This is a genomic window from Roseobacter litoralis Och 149, assembly GCF_000154785.2.
Lineage (GTDB): Bacteria > Pseudomonadota > Alphaproteobacteria > Rhodobacterales > Rhodobacteraceae > Roseobacter > Roseobacter litoralis.
This window is the reverse complement of sequence record NC_015730.1, coordinates 2,232,820-2,250,881: the sequence shown is the minus strand read 5'-3', so window position 1 is coordinate 2,250,881 and position 18,062 is coordinate 2,232,820. Positions and strand designations below refer to the sequence as shown.

Annotated in this window: 16 protein-coding genes and 1 pseudogene; 9 read left to right on the top strand and 8 right to left on the bottom strand. The window is 57.7% G+C overall.

The features are described 5' to 3' along the window. Positions 1–22: 22 nt before the first annotated feature. Positions 23–748 (top strand): response regulator, encoded by a 726-nt coding sequence (locus RLO149_RS10675; RefSeq protein ID WP_013962099.1) that lies wholly within the window; start codon positions 23–25, stop codon positions 746–748. A 74-nt stretch (positions 749–822) separates the two neighbouring features. Next, positions 823–1,167 (top strand): annotated as a pseudogene (locus RLO149_RS24130) (IS6 family transposase); the annotation flags it as partial. Between the two features lie 431 nt (positions 1,168–1,598). On the opposite strand, the gene RLO149_RS10665 reads toward RLO149_RS24130, so the two are convergent. From RLO149_RS10665 to chvE, 5 genes are read right to left on the bottom strand one after another with little or no spacing between them, the layout of a single operon-like run. Then, positions 1,599–2,522, bottom strand: coding sequence for a Gfo/Idh/MocA family protein (locus RLO149_RS10665; RefSeq protein ID WP_013962098.1), 924 nt, complete (start codon positions 2,520–2,522; stop codon positions 1,599–1,601). Beyond that, the gene (araD, locus tag RLO149_RS10660; RefSeq protein WP_013962097.1) at positions 2,522–4,264 is read right to left on the bottom strand and encodes an L-arabinonate dehydratase; all 1,743 of its coding nucleotides are present in this window, start codon (positions 4,262–4,264) and stop codon (positions 2,522–2,524) included. Before araD ends, RLO149_RS10665 begins: the two co-directional genes overlap by 1 nt. Position 4,265: 1 nt before the next feature. After that, entirely contained in the window at positions 4,266–5,504 is a 1,239-nt protein-coding gene (mmsB, locus tag RLO149_RS10655; RefSeq protein ID WP_013962096.1) for a multiple monosaccharide ABC transporter permease, read from the bottom strand. 8 nt (positions 5,505–5,512) lie between these two features. Next, entirely contained in the window at positions 5,513–7,033 is a 1,521-nt protein-coding gene (mmsA, locus tag RLO149_RS10650; protein WP_013962095.1) for a multiple monosaccharide ABC transporter ATP-binding protein, read from the bottom strand. A gap of 54 nt (positions 7,034–7,087) precedes the next feature. Beyond that, entirely contained in the window at positions 7,088–8,155 is a 1,068-nt protein-coding gene (chvE, locus tag RLO149_RS10645) for a multiple monosaccharide ABC transporter substrate-binding protein (protein ID WP_013962094.1), read from the bottom strand. Positions 8,156–8,300: 145 nt separating this feature from the next. On the opposite strand from chvE, the gene RLO149_RS10640 reads away from it, so the two are divergent. From RLO149_RS10640 to RLO149_RS10635, 3 genes are all read left to right on the top strand, one after another. Continuing rightward, the gene (locus RLO149_RS10640; protein WP_044025634.1) at positions 8,301–9,224 is read left to right on the top strand and encodes a LysR family transcriptional regulator; all 924 of its coding nucleotides are present in this window, start codon (positions 8,301–8,303) and stop codon (positions 9,222–9,224) included. Between the two features lie 558 nt (positions 9,225–9,782). After that, complete coding sequence (locus RLO149_RS23780; RefSeq protein ID WP_158308154.1) at positions 9,783–9,953, top strand: hypothetical protein; 171 nt, start codon at positions 9,783–9,785, stop codon at positions 9,951–9,953. A 197-nt stretch (positions 9,954–10,150) separates the two neighbouring features. After that, the gene (locus tag RLO149_RS10635) at positions 10,151–10,414 is read left to right on the top strand and encodes a hypothetical protein (protein ID WP_044025307.1); all 264 of its coding nucleotides are present in this window, start codon (positions 10,151–10,153) and stop codon (positions 10,412–10,414) included. A gap of 272 nt (positions 10,415–10,686) precedes the next feature. On the opposite strand, the gene RLO149_RS10630 is transcribed toward RLO149_RS10635, so the two are convergent. Then, positions 10,687–13,224: a heavy metal translocating P-type ATPase gene (locus RLO149_RS10630; RefSeq protein WP_044025306.1), complete on the bottom strand. Its 2,538-nt coding sequence runs from the start codon at positions 13,222–13,224 to the stop codon at positions 10,687–10,689. A gap of 119 nt (positions 13,225–13,343) precedes the next feature. Here RLO149_RS10630 and cueR point away from each other — a divergent pair, with 119 nt between their 5' ends. The 4 genes from cueR (at position 13,344) to RLO149_RS10610 (ending at position 16,047) form a co-directional block, all read left to right on the top strand. After that, positions 13,344–13,745: a Cu(I)-responsive transcriptional regulator gene (gene cueR, locus RLO149_RS10625; RefSeq protein WP_013962089.1), complete on the top strand. Its 402-nt coding sequence runs from the start codon at positions 13,344–13,346 to the stop codon at positions 13,743–13,745. Positions 13,746–13,870: 125 nt separating this feature from the next. After that, positions 13,871–14,035, top strand: a complete 165-nt coding sequence (locus tag RLO149_RS23775; protein WP_158308153.1) for a hypothetical protein — start codon at positions 13,871–13,873, stop codon at positions 14,033–14,035. Between the two features lie 123 nt (positions 14,036–14,158). Continuing rightward, complete coding sequence (locus RLO149_RS10615) at positions 14,159–15,547, top strand: multicopper oxidase family protein (protein ID WP_013962088.1); 1,389 nt, start codon at positions 14,159–14,161, stop codon at positions 15,545–15,547. Positions 15,548–15,585: 38 nt separating this feature from the next. Next, positions 15,586–16,047, top strand: a complete 462-nt coding sequence (locus RLO149_RS10610; RefSeq protein ID WP_013962087.1) for a DUF411 domain-containing protein — start codon at positions 15,586–15,588, stop codon at positions 16,045–16,047. A 153-nt stretch (positions 16,048–16,200) separates the two neighbouring features. Here RLO149_RS10610 and RLO149_RS10605 read toward each other — a convergent pair whose 3' ends face one another. Then, the gene (locus RLO149_RS10605; RefSeq protein ID WP_013962086.1) at positions 16,201–17,301 is read right to left on the bottom strand and encodes a Gfo/Idh/MocA family protein; all 1,101 of its coding nucleotides are present in this window, start codon (positions 17,299–17,301) and stop codon (positions 16,201–16,203) included. A gap of 11 nt (positions 17,302–17,312) precedes the next feature. Then, positions 17,313–18,020, bottom strand: a complete 708-nt coding sequence (locus RLO149_RS10600; RefSeq protein WP_044025633.1) for a GntR family transcriptional regulator — start codon at positions 18,018–18,020, stop codon at positions 17,313–17,315. Positions 18,021–18,062: the final 42 nt, after the last annotated feature.

The following is an 18,062-nucleotide window of genomic DNA, read 5'->3' as shown; positions in this document are numbered from 1 at the left end:
GCAGCAGAATGGAAAGAAGCGCATGAACAACCGTATCCTAGTTGTCGATGACGACGGTCAATTGACGGCTTTCCTAAAGCGGTTTCTGGACAAACAGGGGTTTGATACGCGCATCGCCGCGACCGGCAGCGATGCGCGTAAGTTGCTAAGTTCAGCCTCTTTTGCATTGGTGGTTCTGGACCTGAATTTGCCGGATGTAGACGGCTTAGAAATAGCTGGTGAAATCCGACACAATTCGCAGACGCCGGTCATTATGTTGACCGCGCGTGACGAGGTTTATGACCGCATTGTCGGTCTCGAGATCGGAGCCGACGACTATGTGACCAAACCGTATGAGCCGCGAGAACTACTCGCCCGGATCAGGTCAGTGCTCAGACGCGCGGCCTCGAGCGAGATAAAGGAAGCGCATTCGATCCGCTTCATGGGGCTGGAACTCAGCCTCTCTCAACGCAAATTGGTTAATTTGGAGAACGACACGATTGTTCCCCTGACTAATACCGAATTCACGCTGCTCTATGCTCTGGTAGAAAATGCGAACGAAGTCCTTTCACGGGCTACGATCATGGAACTGCTTTATGGCACGAACATCACGGTGACGGACCGGTCGATAGACGCGCATGTCACGCGGCTACGTCGCAAGATTGATTTGACTAATGAAAGTGCGTCGCTTATCCGCGCCGTCCACGGGCAAGGCTATGTGTTCGCCGCTGAGCTACAGCAAGTCAGCGACGCAAGAGACAATTCATAATCGCTAAGCATGGCGCCGGTCTTGTCAGAAGGATTTGTGTGTAGGCGGTCAAGGCGTTCCCGTAGCCTACTCTCATGATGAAACCGGACCCATTCAGGTACTCTCATTGCGGTCCCGAAATCATCCGCTTGGCGGTCATTATGTACGTTCGATTTCCACTTTCGCTCCGAAACGTCGAGGACCTGCTACATGAGTGGGGCATCGATATAAGTCATGAAACGGTGCTCTACTGGTGGAGTAGATTCGGGCCGATGTTCGCCCCTGAGATCTGACGAAAACGGGTGCAGCAGATGCGGTCATATTCGAACTGGCAGTGGCATCTGGACGAGGTTTTTGTGAAGGGAAATGGGGAACGGCGTTGTCTTTGGTGGGCGGTGGATCATGAGTGGAGCGGGGCTATAATTGCGAGTTGGATCTCAGTCGCGTTTGCATCAGATGGAATTCAAACCGAAGGCCCGTGTTAAAAAAACAATGACTTAGGTAGTGGAGAAGGTTCGACGTCAGTCGCGCTCCCTCCGCCATTTACCCTAAAGAAACGTTTCTCCCGATCCGGCTGCGGCCGGATTTTTCTGTTTTATTGAACAGTTATGAGGGAGGGGCTGTTCACCGGCACCGGTGCGACGAGGGTCCAAAGCATCTCTGCCGGCTGATATTCTGCGGACTTATTACCTGCGCTGATCCAGTGAACTTTTTACAAGGCTGTGAAAATAAAACGTGTTCGGCGATATGGCTGAATGCTTCGACACCAGTGGCGCTTACGAGACGGGATAGAGGTCGAATTTTCCATTTGCACGGCTCAGGTCAATCCGACGCGGGTACAAGCGCAGTAAATGGTGTTTTCAGCATGTTTCTACCATTCAAAAGGAGCAGTTATGACGCGGCGGCCAAGAGTGAAGGCGTCGGCAACATGCGTCATGGGAGAGAGGTCAACTTCCCTCGTTCCTGCGGCAATCAATTCGGCAAAACGGGCGTAAAGCGCTGGATATTCCTGATCCTCACCCGCGGATGTTTCATGGCCGTCTATCGTCAATCGCGCGCCACCCTCGCTGAGGATCGCGTTTCCGGCATCTGTGTCGATGTGGATGTTCCATTTTGGCGGACCTTGTTCCAACCAGTCGAACGCAGCAGTAATGGGCGCATCACCCAACGGCTCAAATGTCAGATCAACAGCCACAGGCGTATCGCGATTTGCCGGGAAAGAAAGGGTCGCTTTTTGCAAGTGTACCGGTTCAGGCAGGATCGCGGTAAGCACCGAGAGCGCGTTGATACCGGGATCAAAGACGCCCAGACCGCCTGCCTCCCAGATCCAGTCTTGTCCCGGATGCCAGTGCCTTACGTCCTCCCTCCAGTCGATGTGCAGCCTTTGGATTTTGCGATCCGCCAGCCAGTCTCGGGTTGCAGCCACTGAGGCCGCATGGCGCGAATGCCAGGTCGCGAAAAGCGTGACACCTTTTTCAGCAGCCAGCCGTTCCAGGGCCTGTACCTCCGAAAGGGTTGCACCGGGTGGTTTTTCGAGCATCACGTGCCGTCCTGCTTCAAGCGCACGCCGGGCGTCGCCATAGCGTACTTGCGGGGGCGTCGCGAGCGAGACGCAGGTGATATCCGGTGCAGCCTGAAGCAGATCAGCGAGGCTGCGGTAGGCGGTGATGCCTCCGACTTCTGCGTTGCGGCTGGCTGTCGCGCTAAGGGTGAAGTCAGCGTTGCCCGCGATTGCGGGAATGTGTTGGTCGCGGGCGATTTTCCCGATGCCGACGAGAGCGATTGAATGTGGCATCAGTGGCTATCCTTTGGAACGTCGTTGCCCCGGCACCCGACGAGAAAGTCAAAGTCCGCGCCGGTGTCCGCACCTAAAACGTGATCATGAAACAGCAGCCCATACCCTCCAGCAGGTGCGAGATCTGCAGGTTTCAGAGCCTCAATACGTGCAGCAAGCTCGGCATCCGAAATGTTCAGGGTCAGGCTGCGGTTTGGAACATCAACGGTGATTGTGTCGTGGTTTCGCACGACGGCTAAAGGCCCACCAAGTGCTGCCTCGGGCGTGGTATGCAGGATGACTGTGCCATACGCGGTGCCGGACATGCGCGCATCCGAGATCCGGATCATGTCTTTGATGCCTTTCTTGAGTACCTTGGGTGGCAGGCCCATATTGCCCACCTCGGGCATGCCGGGATAGCCACGCGGGCCGCACATTTTCAGCACCAGAATGCAGGTTTCGTCCACATCCAACGCATCGTCGTTGATCTGTGCCTTATAATCGTCGATGTCCTCGAACACGACTGCGCGCCCGGTATGCGTCATCAGTGCAGGCGTGGCCGCAGAAGGTTTGAGCACCGCCCCCAGCGGGGCGAGGTTCCCCCTCAAAACAGCGATGCCACCGCTTTTTGTAAGCGGGCGGTCGACGGGGCGAATGACATCTTCGTTCCAGTTTTGGGCGTCTTTGACTTCGTCCCAGATGGAACCTCCCGAAACAGTAAGGGCTTCTTTGTGCAATTTCCCGGCCTCGCCAAGGCATTTCAGGACAACAGGCAAACCGCCTGCATAGTAAAACTCCTCCATCAGGTATTTGCCCGAGGGTTGCAGATTGACGATGGTGGGGACATCGCGACCAAGACGATCCCAGTCATCAAGGGTCAACTCAACCCCAGCCCGACCTGCCATAGCCAACAGATGCACAACAGCGTTTGTTGACCCGCCAATCGCACCGTTCACCCTGATCGCGTTTTCAAAAGCTTGCCGGGTCATGATGTCGGAAGGTTTCAGATCGTCCTTTACCATCTGAACGATCCGTCGCCCTGTCATTTGGGCCATCACGCGGCGGCGTGAATCCACGGCTGGGATGGCCGCGTTGCCCGACAGAGCCATGCCAAGAGCTTCGGTCATGCTCGCCATCGACGAGGCTGTGCCCATGGTGTTGCATGTGCCGGATGAGCGCGTCACCGCGGCTTCGGCTTCGATGAAGTCGTCTTGCGTCATTTCCCCGGCTTTCACGGCCTCTGAAAAACGCCACAGGTGAGTACCGGCCCCGACGCGTTCGCCCCGAAACCATCCGTTCAGCATTGGCCCACCCGTTACCACGATTGAGGGCAGGTCGGTGGAGGCTGCACCCATAATCAGTGACGGTGTCGTCTTGTCACAACCCACCATCAAAACGACGCCGTCAATGGGTTGCGCGCGCATGGTCTCTTCGACGGTCATGGCTGCGAGATTGCGATACATCATTGCCGTGGGGCGATAGGTATTTTCAGAGGCGGAAAACACGGGCACTTCCAATGGAAAGCCGCCGGCTTCCCAAACGCCGGCTTTTACTTTCTCGGCCAGTTCCCGAAGGTGCCCGTTGCAGGGTGTCAGTTCCGACCATGTGTTGAGAATGCCGATGACAGGGCGACCGTCGAACAGATCATGAGGATGGCCCTGATTTTTCATCCATCCACGGTGATAAATGTGATCGCGGCTGGTGCCGCCATACCATTCCTGAGAACGCAGTTTGCGGGGCCATTCGGCGGGTTTGAAAGTCATATCAACCCTGCTTTTGTTTGTTGTAAACGTCGAAAATGACGGCGGCGAGCAGCACAAGGCCCTTGATCATCTGCTGGTAGTCAATCCCGATACCCATGATGGACATGCCGTTGTTCATCACGCCCATGATGAATGCCCCGACCACCGCACCGACGATTTTGCCGACGCCACCGGACATGGATGCACCGCCAATGAAGACAGCCGCAATGACGTCAAGTTCAAGCGCGAACCCTGCTTTTGGCGTGGCGGTGTTCAGGCGCGCGGCAAAAATCAGGCCAGCAAGTGCCGCAAGAAATCCCATGTTGACGAAAGTCAGAAACGTCAGCCGTTCAGTGGCCACACCCGAGAGTTTGGCCGCCTTCACGTTACCTCCCAGCGCATAAATGCGGCGACCCAATGTCGTGCGTTCGGTGATGAAGGCGTAGATCATCGTTAAGATACCCATGGTGACAAGCACGTTTGGCAGGCCACGGAAGGTCGACAGTTTGTACAACAAGAAAAGAATTGCACCGCCCACGATCACGTTGCGGGCAATGAAAAAGGCTTTCGGCTCACCTTCGACGCCGTAGGTTTTATTTTGAGCCCGCGTGCGCATACCCGTCCAGACAATCACGATGACGGCCACAAAACCCACCGCGATTGATAGCCCGTTCACCCGCTTGTCACCGGTCACCGACTTTACTGCATCGCCCAAGGGAGAAAGCAGGTCGGGCACAAAACCAGTCGAGAGAAGCTGAAAGCCGGGAGGGAAGGGGCCAACCGATTGACCTTCCAGCAGCCAAAGCGAGGCGCCACGGAACACCAGCATCCCCGCAAGCGTGACAATAAAGGACGGAATGCTCCAATAGGCGACCCAATACCCCTGCGCGGCACCGATTAACGTGCCTGCCAGCAGGCAAACCGGGATGGCCACAATGGCAGGCAAATCATAGTTGACCATCATGACAGCGGCCAAAGCCCCGACAAAGCCCATCACCGATCCCACAGACAGATCAATATGGCCGCCCACAATCACGATCAACATGCCAAGCGCCATGATGATGATATAACTGTTTTGCAAAAACAGGTTGGTGATGTTGACCGGCTTTAGCAGCGTGCCGCCAGTGACAATCTGGAAGAATGCCATGATCGCTATCAATGCGAAAAGAAGGCCGTATTCCCGCAGGTGCGCAACAAGGTATTTGACGATTCCCGTGTCCGGCCCTGATCCGGCGGTCTCGTTTGTGGATGTATCCGCCATTTCGCTCCTCAATCCGTTACAATCAGCGACATAATGCGCTCTTGGCTGGCGTCTTCGGCGGAGAGTTCTCCGACGAATGCGCCTTCGTTCATGACGTAAATGCGATCGCACATGCCCAGCAGTTCAGGCATCTCCGAGGAAATCATCACGACACCTTTGCCTTGCTGTGACAGATCGTTGATGATGCCGTAGATTTCGAATTTCGCACCGACGTCTATACCGCGGGTTGGCTCATCAAGAATGAGCACGCGTGGTTCGGAAAATAACCATTTTGAAAGGACGACCTTTTGTTGGTTGCCGCCTGACAGGTTCATGACCTTCTGGAACACACTTGGCGTGCGTATGTTCATCGCGGTGCGATAGGTCTCGGCGACCTGTGTCTCGGCGCGAGCGTTGAGGACGCCGGTATTGGAAACGGCCGGAAGGTTTGACAGTGTGATGTTCTTGCGGATGGTCTCGTCCAGAACCAATCCAAGCGCCTTGCGGTCCTCGGTGACGTAGGCCAACCCTTCATGGATAGCGCGTATGACGGTTGACGTATTGATTTCCTTACCGTTTATCCGAACAGTGCCCGTTGCATTGCGCCCGTAGCTTCGCCCAAACAGGCTCATGGCTAATTCTGTGCGGCCTGCGCCCATCAATCCCGCAATGCCGACAACTTCCCCGGCACGAACATTGAATGAGACATCTTTTACGACTTGCCGCTCAGCGTGTTCGGGGTGGGTAACGGACCAGTTCTCGACCTCGAACAGCACATCGCCCGCATTTCGCGCGCGGGCGGGATATCGGTTTTCCATGCTGCGACCGACCATATCGCGTACAATTTGATCCTCAGTGATTTTTTCCGCACGTGCATCGCGGGTGCCAACGGTCGCGCCGTCTCGCAACACTGTAATTGTGTCGGCTACGCGACGCACTTCGTTCAGCTTATGGCTGATGATAATAGACGTGACGCCTTGTTCTTTCAGCTCAAGAATAAGATCGAGCAGGGTCTGACTGTCAGATTCCGAGAGCGCCGCCGTCGGCTCATCAAGGATCAAGAGCCGCACCTCCTTGGATAAGGCTTTTGCGATCTCGACAAGTTGCTGTTTGCCGACACCAATTCGGTCCACCGGCGTTTGTGGCGCATCGCTTAAACCGACCTTTTTCAGAAGGTCACCTGCACGCCGGTTCGTCTCTTGCCATGATATAATGCCAGAGGTGGCGCGTTCATTGCCAAGGAAAATGTTTTCCGCAATGGACAGCAGGGGGATCAGCGCAAGTTCCTGATGAATGATGATGATCCCGTGGCGTTCGCTGTCACTGATGCCGCCAAAGGTCATATTTTCGCCGTCATAGACGATTTCGCCCTGATAGTCCCCATGAGGATAAACGCCGGACAGCACCTTCATCAAGGTGGATTTGCCCGCGCCGTTTTCCCCGACGAGCGCATGAATCTCGCCCTCTTTGACAGAAAAAGAGACGTTATCGAGCGCGCGGACTCCGGGGAAGGTTTTCGTGATTTCACGCATTTCAAGAAGCGTCGTCATATGGTGCAGCCCTCGAAAAAACGGGGCGCGCCTGACGGCGCACCCCGGGGAGTATCATTTGATCTGATCTGCCGTGTAATAGCCCGACCCAATCAGAATTTCTTCCCAGTTGCTTGCATCGACGGACACCGGTTCAAGCAGATAAGACGGCACAACCAGCACACCGTTATCATAGGTTTCGGTGTCGTTGATTTCTGGCTCGCCACCCTGCAGCAAGGCCTCGACCATGCCGACAGTGACACGGGCCAACTCGCGGGTGTCCTTGAAGACTGTCGAATACTGCTCCCCGGCGAGGATCGATTTGACCGAAGGAACCTCGGCATCCTGACCGGAAACGATCGGCATCTCTGTACCGCCAGAGCCATAGCCGACACCCTTGAGGGACGACAGAATGCCGATGGACAATCCGTCATAGGGTGACAGAACACCATGGACCTGAGCATCCGTGTAGTGGGCCGAAAGCAGGTTATCCATACGCGCCTGCGCCACCGCGCCATCCCACCGCAGCGTGCCGACGGTATCCATGCCCATCTGGCCAGAGCTTACATTGATTTTGCCGCTATCGATCAAGGGCTGCAGCACGCTCATCGCGCCATTGTAAAAGAAATAGGCATTGTTGTCGTCGGGCGAGCCGCCGAACAGTTCGACATTCCAAGGTGAAACATCTGGAAAGCGCTGTTCGAGTCCGCCAACAAGAGAGCTTGCCTGCTGAACGCCGACCTTGAAGTTGTCAAACGTCGCGTAGTAATTGACGTCACCGCTGTCGCGTATCAGGCGGTCGTAGGCAATCACCGGAATGTCCAGAGCTGCCGCATTGGCTAGTGCGTTTGATAGTGTCGTGCCATCAATCGCCGCGATCACCAAGGCGTCCACTTCTTTGGTGATCATGTTCTCGATCTGGGCAAGCTGGTTCGGGATGTCATCTTCTGCATATTGCAGGTCGACTGCGTAGCCTGCGGCTTCAAACTGCTTGACCATGGACTCGCCGTCTGAAATCCACCGCGCGGAAGATTTGGTCGGCATAGCGATACCGACTGTTCCTTTGTCTTGGGCAATAACCGGAGCGGCCAGTAGTCCAAGCGAGATCGCAAGGGCAGAGAGCCCTTTTACATAAGTTTTCATGAATATCCTCCCATTGGTGTCAAGCGTTAACGCCGTTCAAAAGCGGCCTTGAGTTGGCCGAGTGGAGATCACAGTCTAACCAAATTGCATAACAATCAAATTACATCTAAGGTCATTAACATACCAATTTTGACATGTGGTGCTTGTGAAACTTGACGTCCAGAACCTAAACCTGCGGCATCTGCGACTGGTACACGCCATCGCGGACACAGGGCAGCTTTCTGTCGCGGCCAATCAACTGGCAATTTCGCAACCTGCTGCATCGCGCACGCTTGCGGAGATTGAGCGGTTGGTTGGAGAACCGTTGTTTGTTCGCAATCCAAAAGGAATGATCGCTACTGAAATCGGCCGCGTTTTCTGTCGTCATGCCGATGCAATTGTCGGACAGTTGGGCTCGACCGTCTCTGATCTGAACGCTTATCAAGCCGGGCAGGCGGGGACGATCAGGATAGGTGCAGTAACTGGCCCAGCCGTTGGATATGTGGTGCCCACAGTTCAGGCCCTGAAAAAGGAGGCGCCGCTCGCTGAAGTCAGTATTGATGTTGCACCTAGTATGGAGCTTTTGGACGGTCTGCTGCGCGATGCCTATGATATCGTTCTGGCACGCATTCCGTCGCACATAAACGCAAACCGACTGGAAATCAGCCGCGGTCGCGTTGAAGAAGTGCGCGTGTTGGCGCGTGCCGGGCACCCTCTGGAAAACGACGGTGGCCTTGGGTTCAAGGATCTGGTCGATCAAGCTTGGATCATCCAAGGCGCTGGCATGCCAATCCGGGATGCGATTGAACAGGCCTTCGTTAATCGCAACCTATCCGCGCCGCTGGACGTAATCGACACTGCATCGCTTGTTTTCACCGTCGGCTATTTGTTGAAAAGCGACACCCTTGCGGCTGTCACAGCGGAAGTGGCAAATCTCTTACTGTCCACACGTCCGGATGGGCTCATAGAAATAAAGTTGAAAGAAGAACTTATACTGTCACCGTACCACCTGATCCGGCGAAACGGTCATGCCATGTCACCCATTTGCGATCGTTTGCATCGTCTTCTGACAAAGGAACTGGCGATCTGAGGTGCGGATGACGGTTGCCCAAAGTCGTTTTAATGCAGTGGTGAAGGGAGCCAATTATTCTTGTCAGGTAACCTCGCTTGAGCAGGGCGGGGTATGGTTGGGGCAACCGATCAGGCTTTCTAGTAAAACAAATTGAAACTGAGGAACTTACGTCGACATGCCGTCACGCGCGCGCTGGCGGAGGCTTGTGCCGCCATATTTTTGATCCGGCTGAAATCCGCACCTTTGACCTCTGGTTGGTGAAGAGTAATCTGCTGGCAGTTGTTCGTGGGGATAGCGCGAGGATGTTCTGCCATTTTCTTGCTTGGACGCCTTGGTTTGAATGCGCGTCCCAAGGAACACGAAGACACGCCAAGGCCTCTGATGCCAATCTCCCAAATCGGGCGCAGCGCTAGGAGGCGGTTTTTTCGATTTGTGAACACAGCACATAATGACTGCCTTAGAGCAGGGCCCGAAATCGACATTCGAAGCAAGCGAAACCAATTCGACTGGTTGGGTTGCACGCGGACTTTCAAACGCGATGGAAGCCGCTTACCGTCGCTCGCGGTGTCCGGCAGAATGCTGGCAGTTGTTCTTCTGACAGACGGCACGCAAATTGCCGTCACCGGTTGGGCAATTTTTGCGCTGCTTATGATCAGCGTTCTAGTCGCCGCCTGCCTGTATATGTTGCTTGCCGATCAGAGACTGGTGTGCAGCCAAAGAGGAAAAGAAACTATCGATCAATTTTAATGCTTCGGCTGCGTGGGCTTTTGATCGGATCGCGATGTTCACGAACACCGTTGTCGGGGCTGCGGTGTTCAACGGCGTGCGCCGGCGCAAGAGGATGTCGTCCACGGCCGAGAACATCCAGCCCGGCGCAAACCGGATGACTGAGGAATAAAGGGCCGACTATCAGGCCGCCAAGCCTGGAACCTTCATCACATGGTATGACCGCGACGTATAAAAACCGACGGACCTCGCTCTGCCCCCATGGGCGCGTGATCCGCTGGAGCGTTGCAGATAGAACACCGCCGCCCAACCAGCACTTTCTTGTGCAATTGGAAATGCGCGGCAATCCACGCTACCGGCATCTCGGATTTGGCTGTCTTGATGACGTGCCTGTCCCGGATGTGAACGCCAGAACAGGGGCGCGGCAGGTCCATTATTTCTATGTGGTCGAAATGGGTGCTCAACATACTGACAATATTTGAAAAAAAACTATTCGCCGTGCCTGCCTTTTGAACTGTTTGCGTCGTGCCGGGTATTCTGCGCGGCACATAATGCAGGGGGCGCGGCTCGCCGTCTGGTACGGGCGTCCGCCGGTCTGCCTCCTTCTTCCGAGGGGCACCATGGCAGGCCGTGCAGGTTTGGTTTTGGATAGCTCCGCCGCATGCCCGTTTCGGCGACTACGGTCGGTCTTGAGTGGGGCTTGGCCTCGGGCGAAAGCGCAACCCTGCCGCCCCAGTACGATCCAGCCATATTGTCATTGAACAGGCACTGCCCGCAGCCCCGTCTGTGCGCTTTCGGTTGTGCTTTGGTCTGGGTTTGGTGGCGCCCATCTGCGCAGGCGGAGCGCGTTGGCAAGCACGAAAACCGAACTGAGAGCCATTGCTCCCGCCGCGAACATAGGAGACAGCAGGATGCCGAATGCCGGGTACAGCGCGCCCGCAGCGACTGGCAACAACGCGGTGTTATAGGCAAAGGCCCAGAACAGGTTTTGCCGGATGTTGCGGATCGTGGCCGCCGAAAATGCGATGGCCTTGACCACGCCGCCAAGCGCGCCCGACATCAGCACCACATCCGCCGCTTCGATGGCGACATCGGTGCCGGTGCCGATCGCCAACCCCACGTCGGCCTCCGCCAGTGCGGGCGCGTCATTGATGCCATCGCCGACAAAGGCCAAACGCCCGTGGCGTGATTTCAGGGCACGTATGGCCGCAACCTTGCCTTCGGGCAGCACGTCGGCGACGACCTCGTCAATGCCGAGCCGCCGTGCGATGGCGTCGGCTGTGTGCTGGTTGTCACCGGTGATCATGGCCACTTTCAGCCCCAGCGCATGGAGCGCGGCGATGGCTGCCGGGGTGGTGTCCTTGATCGGATCAGAGACGGCGATGATCGCCGCGAGACGGCCGTCGATGGCGGCGTAGAATGGCGACTTTCCATCCGCCGCCAGCCGCTCCGCCGCTTCAGCAAACTGCGCCACGCAATGGCCAAGCTGCGCCATATAGCGCGCGGCACCGATCTCGACTGGCGTGCCACTGGCGCGGGCGCTGACGCCCATGCCGGTGAGGCTTTGGAACCCGGACACCTCAGGCAGGTCGCAGCCCTCGCTGTCAGCTGCCGCGACAATGGCGCGTGCGATGGGATGTTCGGATTTCGCCTCCACAGCGGCAATCCGCGCCAGCACCTGCCTGCGCTCAAAGCCTTCTGCCACATGCAGGTCCGTCATCCGCGGGGCGCCTTCGGTCAATGTGCCGGTCTTGTCAAAGCCGACAACCTGCACATCCGACAGCGCCTGCAAGGCTTCGCCCTTGCGAAACAGAACGCCCATCTCCGCCCCGCGCCCCGTGCCAACCATGATCGAGGTCGGCGTCGCCAACCCCATGGCGCAGGGACAGGCGATGATCAGAACCGCCACCGCGTTGATCAAGCCAAAGCTCAGCGCAGGTTCAGGGCCAAAGAGCAGCCAGACACCAAAAGTCAGGACCGCGAGGGCAATCACAGCCGGGACGAAATACATCGTCACCTTGTCAACCAGCGCCTGTATCGGCAGTTTGCCGTCCTGTGCGTCTTCGACCATGCGAATGATCTGGGCAAGCATCGTGTCGCGGCCCACAGCTGTCGCCCGGAACACGAAATGCCCGGTTTGGTTGATCGTGCCGCCAACAACATGTGCGCCTGCCGCTTTGGCGACGGGCACGGGTTCGCCGGTGATCATGCTTTCATCGACATAGCTGCTGCCCTCCAGCACCGCGCCGTCCACAGGCAGTCGCGCCCCCGGCTGCACCTCGATAACATCGCCGATGACGACCTGCGCGACGTCTATATCCAGCGTTTCGGTGCCGCGGCGGACACGCGCCGTTTTCGGGGCGAGCCGTACGAGCCGCTGGATGGCCTGCGACGTGCGTCCCTTGGCCCGCGCCTCCATCCATCGCCCCACGAGGATCAGCGTTACGATCACCGCAGCCGCTTCGAAATAGACGTGCACCGTGCCAGCCGGCAAAAGACCCGGCGCAAAGGTGGCGATTACGGAAAACAGGTAGGCTGCAGCCGTGCCCACTGCCACAAGGCTGTTCATGTCCGGCGCCCCTTTGATCAGCGCGGGCAGGCCGTGGATGTAAAACCCGCGCCCCGGACCCAAAAGCACGGCGGTGGTCAGCGCGAACTGGATCAGCCAACTGGCCTGCATTCCGATGCTGGTCATGATCAGATGGTGCATGCCGGGCACCAGATGGCTGCCCATTTCCAGCACAAAGACCGGCACTGTGAGCAGAGCGGCCAGAGCCACGCGCCCTCTCAGGCTGCGGGCTTCTTCATCTCGCTTGGCGACCTGATCGACGGGTGGCGTTTCGCGGCTCAGCGCGTGGGCGGTCTTGCCGGTGCGCGCGACCGCTTCGATGAGAGCTTGCACAGGTGCCGCCCCGGTAACAACCGCGCGTTCTGTCGCCAGGTTCACATGCGCCGCCGTGACGCCCGGCACCGCCAGAAGTGCGCGCTCAACACCGCCCACGCAGCTTGCGCATTTCATACCGTCAATGCTAAGCGTCAGGGCGCGGCTGGGCACCTGATAGCCCAAGTTCTCGATGGCTTTTACCAGCGCACTTGGATCCACCGCATCATCAAACCGCACGTCCGCGCGCTCAGCGGCCAGGTTCACGCTGGCTGCCGACACACCGCGAACCGCCTTAAGCGCGCGCTCAACGCGACCCACGCATGAGGCGCAGCTCATGCCTTGGATGGGCAGTGTCAGCGACTGCGCAGCTCCGGGCTCGGCCTTCACTGTGGGTCTCCTTCTTTTCATTGAATATTCTGCTCGACCCATAGATAGGGCTTCCAGTTGCTGGAGGGTCAAGGGCAAATATGCTATTGACTCTCCAGTAGCTGGAAGCCGTACACCAATGCTCAGGAGGTGCCTTGCACATGAATATCGGAGACGTGTCGCGCGTCAGTGGATTGCCGACAAAGACCATCAGATACTACGAAGACATCGGCCTTGTGAACCCAGCGCGCGGGGCCAACGGATATCGCGATTTCAGCGAGCAGGACGGGCACAAGCTCGCCTTTCTTGGCCGGTCCCGCTCGCTCGGTTTCTCGATCGAGGAATGCCGAACCCTTCTGTCGCTTTATGAAGACCGCGATCGCGCCAGCGCCGACGTAAAGGATGTTGCTGCCCGGCATCTGGAGCGCATTGCGCAAAAGATCGAAGAACTCGAGGCGATGAAATCCACGCTGGAAACGCTTGTCACGCGCTGTCACGGTGATGACCGCCCCGACTGTCCGATCCTGAACGATCTCGCTGGTGGTGAGGTGGTGACTGCATGATGGTCGCATCCGATACATGTCTTGGCACCGCTTCCCTTTTTACGCCGGAGGGGGAGGCAACGCGTGCCAATAGCCAAGCATTGCGTGCCACCGGTGCAGCACCGGATCTGTCAAGGGAGAGAGCCATGAAATCACCTCTGCGCCTTGCCATCGCAGTACCGTTTTTAAGCGGTGCGGCCTTGGAACATGCCCAGAAGTCAGGGACCACTCCTGCGGACGGGGCGCAGATGGCCCGATGCGCATCACCATGGTGCGGTGCTGGTGCACGCGTCTTTGCGCCCGTTGAGTGATGGCGGGCGCAAAACAGTGACGCTCACCACCGTGACGTCACCGCCGCGCAAAAGCCCCGGCGCATCGACACCACCTATTTTGCCACCCCTGGGGGCGGCACGTCACACATCAGGAGACGCGTCATGACAGGGTTCACCCGCAGGCAGTTTCATCAATCGGTTCTAAGTGCCGCCGCGGCAGCAGCACTGCCGAGCGTCGCAGGGGCTGAGACTGCGCCGCTGCTCCGTGCGCGGACAGGCAGCGCGCGGCTTGCGCCTGCTGAATATCCGGAAACGCGGATATGGGGTTATGACGGCACCGTGCCGGGGCCGATCCTGCGCGCCCAACAGGGACAGCGCATCAGCAGGGTCTTTCAAAATGACCTCTCTCAGGCGTCATCCGTGCACTGGCACGGCATCCGGATCGACAACGCCATGGATGGGGTGCCGGGCATGACGCAAGCGGCGGTGGAACCGGGCGCGACGTTTCTGTATGATTTCGTGCTGCCGGACGCGGGCACCTATTGGTATCACCCGCATAACCGCACCTATGAGCAGATGGCCCGCGGCCTTTATGGCGCGCTGATCGTGGATGAGGCGACAGGCGCGCCCGAGGTCGATCTGGACGAGGTGCTGCTGCTGGATGATTGGCGTCTGAGTGATGACGCCCAGATCGCCGAAGGGTTCGGTAACATGCGTGACTGGTCCCATGCGGGCCGGATCGGCAACTGGATCACGGTGAACGGCGATGGTGGCTGGTCGCGCGCAGTGCCGCGTCTTGCCCGGATGCGGCTGCGTCTTGTCAACACGGCCAATGCGCGGATATTCACGCTGGCGGCGCGCGGTCTTGAGGGCTGGGTGGTCGCACTGGACGGGATGCCGCTTGAGGCTCCGCAGCCGCTGGCTGAACTCACCCTTGCCCCGGCACAGCGCGCCGACATCATCGTTGATGTGGTGGCTGGTGAGGGGGAAGAAGCCTTTCTCGTCAGTTTTGAGCGCGATGGCGGCTATGCCATCGCGGGTTTCCGGGTCACCCGTGCTGCGCGGGAAACCCGCATGACCGCCCCTGATGCCTTACCCCCAAACCCGGTGCCTGCACTCGGCCCGCTGGAGAGCGCGCGGCGCGCTGATTTGCTGATGGAGGGCGGGGCCATGGGCGGCATGGCGGGCGCGATGATGGGCGGTCAAATGATGGAGATGCGCGAGATGATCGCTGCCGGAAAGGTCTGGGCGTTTAACGGCATGGCCGATATGGGTGACACCCCCCTGATCGAGGCAAACCGTGGTGAGACGGTGCGGATTGCGATGACCAACGACACCCGCTGGCAGCATGGGATTCATCTGCACGGGCATCATTTCAGGCAGATTGGCCGCGATGGCGCTTTGGGTCCGCTTCGGGATACGTTGCTGATGAACCGGGGCGAGACGGCGGAAATCGCGTTTGTCGCGGACAATCCAGGCGATTGGCTGCTGCATTGCCATATGCTGGAGCATTCCGCGGGCGGGATGATGACCTGGCTGCGTGTCCTGTGACGCGCCATCTGACAAACTTACCTATCAGGAGATATAAAATGAACCGCAGACGCTTTATCTTTTCCAGTCTCGCCTCCGGCCTTGGGGCCGGGATGCTCGCCTCTCCGGCACGTGCGATGTCGGCCCGGATTGAGGTTTTCAAATCACCGACCTGTGGATGTTGCACCGCCTGGGTCGAGCATATGACCCAAGCAGGGTTTGAGGTTGAGACCCGTGATGTCGATCAGGAAACGCTCTGGTCGATGAAGGCCCGCGCAGGTGTCACACCGGAGCTGAGTTCCTGCCACACGGCCTTTATCGCGGGCTATTTCATCGAGGGCCATGTGCCGGGCACTGACGTTCAACGGATGTTGTCACAGCGCCCCGATGCGCTTGGACTGACGGTGCCCGGCATGCCGCTTGGCTCACCGGGGATGGAGATGGGCAACCAGCGCGACGCCTATGACACGCTGCTGGTGCTGCGCAACGGTAGGACCGAGGTCTTTGCGCGCCACGGCTGAGGCGTTGTTTCTGTTCGCAGCGCACAGCGATTGGTCATGTATTGAAAAACGCAACGGACGGGAAAGGGTCATCCGTCCGCTGTTGTTCGGATGACATCGATACCCGCGACTTGGCGAAGAGGTGCACCCCGTAGGTGCATCTCCACAGAAAGCTCAGCCCTCAAGGGTGACAGCTTGCCCGGTTGACGCAGAGCGCTGCGCGGCCATCCCCATGCGCACAGCCCACAGGCCATCGCTAAAGGACACCTCCGTTTTTGTGTTGCTGCCCTGCACAAGCGCCATGAACTTTTGATGCTGAAAATAGGTGGCCCCATTGTGATCCCCCGCTTTGAGCAGCACCGGATCGACAGGTATTTCATGCACTTTGATCTGTTTTGACAGGCGGGGGCTGATTTCGATCAGGGGGACGGGGGGCGCGCCCAGATCACCGGGCCAGAAACGCGTCGGCCCTGGCACGAAAGCTTCGATTTTCCCGTCCGGCCCGACGGCTGAAATGGTTTCCTGATATCTCGCGCCATCCGCAAACATACAGAGTTCCAGCATCGCCCGTGCGCCGCCATCGAAGTCGACAATGACATATCCATTGTCAATAATGTCGGGGGTTTTGCCGTCATAGTGCTCGTCCAGATGGTTTACGGATTGCGCAGCACTTGCCATGACGCGCACGGGATTGCGCCGCAAGATCAACCGCATCAGATCAAAGAAATGGCAGCACTTTTCTACGAATGTGCCGCCCGTGTTGGCATTGAACCGGTTCCAGTCGCCCACCTTTTGCAGAAAGGGAAACCGGTGTTCGCGCAGGCTCAGCATCTTTATGCCACCGGTCACGGTCTCGGCACGCTCCAGCAAACGTGCGATCGGCGGCATGTAGCGATACTCCATCGCGACCCAGATGGGGGCTGGGTAACGTTCTGCCGTTTGCGTCAGCCGCGCGATATCGGTGGGGTCAGTCAGCAGGGGTTTTTCAACAAGAAGGGGCAGGGGGCGCATGGCGGCGATTTCGACGATCTGATCGGCGTGGCAGTAATTGGGGCTTGCAATAACGAGGCAGTCAATATCGGCTGACCCCAGCATGGCGTTGACGGACGGAAAAAAGGCAGCCTGCGGTTCGATGTCTTTGGCCGTTTGGCGCATTGCTGCATCTGGTTCAAAAATCGCGCTGACGCATGCGCCGTTTAACAGAGCGATATTTCGCAGGTGTTCCTGTCCCATCATGCCGCAGCCAATGATGCCGTATCTTACCAATTGGGTCATCGGGCATTTCCTTATTTCAAGCGCTGCACATATACAGCGCGGTCCGGGTCAAACCATATGCGCGAGAATTCGACCGGTTTGTGTTCATCCGACCAGCCAAAACGCTCGATATATCCGCAGGCATGATCCATGCGGGCAAAATCGCAAGGTGTCCAATTCGGAAAACTGCCAATTGATACCCGGTCTTCGGCGCGGGTTATCCATAGATTGAGCTGTTTCAAGTAGGTTTGATACAGGGAATCAGAAACTGCATTCGCGTTCAATGTACCAACCGCCGCATCCAGCCAGATCTCTTCGACGGCGATTGCGATGTCGTTCAGGAAGCGCAGACGTCTGATGCGCGTGGCCTTTTCCGAACGCCCAAACCGGGGCAGAGTGGTGGGTTTTTCCATGACCGCCATTGATAGTACGCGCGCAGTTGGCAGCCCGCCGCCGGCCGGCAGTTCCAGACGAAACATGGCATATACACCGCATGGATTGTGGCCTTTGCGGATGTAGTTGCCAGACCCCTGAACGCGTTCCAACAATCCTTTGTCATGCAGTTCCGCGAGCGCCTTGCGCAGCGTGCCGATGGAGACGCCATAGCTGCGCGCCATTTCGCGTTCGGGGGGCAGGCGTTCTGCGTCCAGCAAACGACCAGCATCAATCTCGCGAATAATGAGTTCGCTAAGCTGGATGTATTTGGGCAAAGCGCCGCGCGTATCGCTTGGGTTTTTCAAACGGACCACTGGGGTGAGTTAAAATTGATATATGATTGATCT

What these genes read in the sequence shown, in the direction of transcription:
- RLO149_RS10675 (WP_013962099.1), top strand. Translation starts at nt 23, where the DNA reads ATGAACAACCGTATCCTAGTTGTCGATGACGACGGTCAATTGACGGCT.
- RLO149_RS10665 (WP_013962098.1), bottom strand. Translation starts at nt 2,522, where the DNA reads ATGCCACATTCAATCGCTCTCGTCGGCATCGGGAAAATCGCCCGCGAC.
- araD (WP_013962097.1), bottom strand. Translation starts at nt 4,264, where the DNA reads ATGACTTTCAAACCCGCCGAATGGCCCCGCAAACTGCGTTCTCAGGAA.
- mmsB (WP_013962096.1), bottom strand. Translation starts at nt 5,504, where the DNA reads ATGGCGGATACATCCACAAACGAGACCGCCGGATCAGGGCCGGACACG.
- mmsA (WP_013962095.1), bottom strand. Translation starts at nt 7,033, where the DNA reads ATGACGACGCTTCTTGAAATGCGTGAAATCACGAAAACCTTCCCCGGA.
- chvE (WP_013962094.1), bottom strand. Translation starts at nt 8,155, where the DNA reads ATGAAAACTTATGTAAAAGGGCTCTCTGCCCTTGCGATCTCGCTTGGA.
- RLO149_RS23780 (WP_158308154.1), top strand. Translation starts at nt 9,783, where the DNA reads ATGCTGGCAGTTGTTCTTCTGACAGACGGCACGCAAATTGCCGTCACC.
- RLO149_RS10635 (WP_044025307.1), top strand. Translation starts at nt 10,151, where the DNA reads ATGACCGCGACGTATAAAAACCGACGGACCTCGCTCTGCCCCCATGGG.
- RLO149_RS10630 (WP_044025306.1), bottom strand. Translation starts at nt 13,224, where the DNA reads ATGAAAAGAAGGAGACCCACAGTGAAGGCCGAGCCCGGAGCTGCGCAG.
- cueR (WP_013962089.1), top strand. Translation starts at nt 13,344, where the DNA reads ATGAATATCGGAGACGTGTCGCGCGTCAGTGGATTGCCGACAAAGACC.
- RLO149_RS23775 (WP_158308153.1), top strand. Translation starts at nt 13,871, where the DNA reads ATGAAATCACCTCTGCGCCTTGCCATCGCAGTACCGTTTTTAAGCGGT.
- RLO149_RS10615 (WP_013962088.1), top strand. Translation starts at nt 14,159, where the DNA reads ATGACAGGGTTCACCCGCAGGCAGTTTCATCAATCGGTTCTAAGTGCC.
- RLO149_RS10610 (WP_013962087.1), top strand. Translation starts at nt 15,586, where the DNA reads ATGAACCGCAGACGCTTTATCTTTTCCAGTCTCGCCTCCGGCCTTGGG.
- RLO149_RS10605 (WP_013962086.1), bottom strand. Translation starts at nt 17,301, where the DNA reads ATGACCCAATTGGTAAGATACGGCATCATTGGCTGCGGCATGATGGGA.